The following is a 2987-nucleotide window of genomic DNA, read 5'->3' as shown; positions in this document are numbered from 1 at the left end:
CATATTATATGGTTAAGTCCTCGATCTATTAGTATTCGTCAGCTCCACATGTCACCATGCTTCCACCTCGAACCTATCAACCTGATCATCTTTCAGGGATCTTACTAGCTTACGCTATGGGAAATCTCATCTTGAGGGGGGCTTCATGCTTAGATGCTTTCAGCACTTATCCCTTCCGCACATAGCTACCCAGCTATGCCCTTGGCAGAACAACTGGTACACCAGCGGTGCGTCCATCCCGGTCCTCTCGTACTAAGGACAGCTCCTCTCAAATTTCCTACGCCCACGACGGATAGGGACCGAACTGTCTCACGACGTTCTGAACCCAGCTCGCGTACCGCTTTAATGGGCGAACAGCCCAACCCTTGGGACCGACTACAGCCCCAGGATGCGATGAGCCGACATCGAGGTGCCAAACCTCCCCGTCGATGTGGACTCTTGGGGGAGATAAGCCTGTTATCCCCGGGGTAGCTTTTATCCGTTGAGCGATGGCCCTTCCATGCGGAACCACCGGATCACTAAGCCCGACTTTCGTCCCTGCTCGACTTGTAGGTCTCGCAGTCAAGCTCCCTTATGCCTTTGCACTCTACGAATGATTTCCAACCATTCTGAGGGAACCTTTGGGCGCCTCCGTTACACTTTAGGAGGCGACCGCCCCAGTCAAACTGCCCACCTGACACTGTCTCCCGGGTCGATAAGACCCGTAGGTTAGAATTTCAATACAGTCAGGGCGGTATCCCACCAGCGCCTCCACCGAAGCTAGCGCTCCGGTTTCAAAGGCTCCCGCCTATCCTGTACAAACTGTACCAAAATTCAATATCAGGCTACAGTAAAGCTCCACGGGGTCTTTCCGTCCTGTCGCGGGTAACCTGCATCTTCACAGGTACTATAATTTCACCGAGTCTCTGGTTGAGACAGTGCCCAAATCGTTACACCTTTCGTGCGGGTCGGAACTTACCCGACAAGGAATTTCGCTACCTTAGGACCGTTATAGTTACGGCCGCCGTTTACTGGGGCTTCAGTTCAGAGCTTCGCTTACGCTAACCCCTCTCCTTAACCTTCCAGCACCGGGCAGGTGTCACCCCCTATACTTCGCCTTACGGCTTCGCAGAGAGCTGTGTTTTTGCTAAACAGTCGCTTGGGCCTATTCACTGCGGCTTTCCGTTAAGAAAGCACCCCTTCTCCCGAAGTTACGGGGTCATTTTGCCGAGTTCCTTAACCAGAGTTCTCTCGCACACCTTAGGATTCTCTCCTCGCCTACCTGTGTCGGTTTGCGGTACAGGCACCTTTTATCTCGCTAGAAGCTTTTCTTGGCAGCGGGGAATCAAAGACTTCGCTCCATAAGGAGCTTCCCCATCACAGCTCAGCCTTCACGATAAGCGGATTTGCCTACTTATCAGCCTAACTGCTTGGACGTGCACAACCAATCGCACGCTTCTTCTATCCTTCTGCGTCCCTCCATTGCTCAAACGATAAAGAGGTGGTACAGGAATATCAACCTGTTGTCCATCGCCTACGCCTGTCGGCCTCGGCTTAGGTCCTGACTAACCCTGAGCGGACGAGCCTTCCTCAGGAAACCTTAGGCATTCGGTGGACGGGATTCTCACCCGTCTTTCGCTACTCATACCGGCATTCTCACTTCTAAGCACTCCACCAGTCCTTCCGGTCTGACTTCACTGTCCTTAGAACGCTCCCCTACCACTGATACCATTCGGTATCAATCCGCAGCTTCGGTGGTGTATTTAGCCCCGGTACATTTTCGGCGCAGAGTCACTCGACTAGTGAGCTATTACGCACTCTTTAAATGGTGGCTGCTTCTAAGCCAACATCCTAGTTGTCTAAGCAACTCCACATCCTTTTCCACTTAATACACACTTTGGGACCTTAGCTGGCGGTCTGGGCTGTTTCCCTTTTGACTACGGATCTTATCACTCGCAGTCTGACTCCTAAGGATAAGTCATTGGCATTCGGAGTTTGACTGAATTCGGTAATCCGATGAGGACCCCTAGTCCAATCAGTGCTCTACCTCCAAGACTCTTACACTTAAGGCTAGCCCTAAAGCTATTTCGGGGAGAACCAGCTATCTCCAGGTTCGATTGGAATTTCTCCGCTACCCACACCTCATCCCCGCACTTTTCAACGTGCGTGGGTTCGGGCCTCCATTCAGTGTTACCTGAACTTCACCCTGGACATGGGTAGATCACCTGGTTTCGGGTCTACGACCACGTACTAAACGCCCTATTCAGACTCGCTTTCGCTGCGGCTCCGCCTCTTCAGCTTAACCTCGCACGGGATCGTAACTCGCCGGTTCATTCTACAAAAGGCACGCCATCACCCGTTAACGGGCTCTGACTATTTGTAGGCACACGGTTTCAGGATCTCTTTCACTCCCCTTCCGGGGTGCTTTTCACCTTTCCCTCACGGTACTGGTTCACTATCGATCACTAGGGAGTATTTAGCCTTGGGAGATGGTCCTCCCAGATTCCGACGGAATTTCACGTGTTCCGCCGTACTCAGGATACATTCAAGAGAGAACGAAGTTTCGACTACGGGGTTGTTACCCTCTACGACGGACCTTTCCAGGTCGCTTCGTCTACCTCGTTCCTTTGTAACTCCGTATAGAATGTCCTACAACCCCAAGAGGCAAGCCTCTTGGTTTGGGCTATGTTCCGTTTCGCTCGCCGCTACTCAGGAAATCGCATTTGCTTTCTCTTCCTCCAGGTACTTAGATGTTTCAGTTCCCTGGGTCTGTCTTCCTTACCCTATGTATTCAGATAAGGATACCATACCATTACGTATGGTGGGTTTCCCCATTCGGAAATCTTCGGATCAAAGCTTACTTACAGCTCCCCGAAGCATATCGGCGTTAGTCCCGTCCTTCATCGACTCCTAGTGTCAAGGCATCCACCGTGCGCCCTTTCTAACTTAACCAAACTAAAAATTAAAAAATATGAGCTACACTGTTATCTAGTTTTCAAAGAACATAC

At 51.3% G+C, this 2987-nt stretch carries 1 rRNA gene; it reads right to left on the bottom strand.

The features are described from left to right. Positions 1-8 precede the first annotated feature (8 nt). Positions 9-2931: ribosomal RNA gene (locus RCJ96_RS27330) — 23S ribosomal RNA — on the bottom strand. Positions 2932-2987: the final 56 nt, after the last annotated feature.

Source organism: Bacillus sp. BSL6 (genome assembly GCF_052928345.1).
Note: the sequence above shows the minus strand (reverse complement) of the source record. Positions and strands in the feature narration are given on the sequence as shown.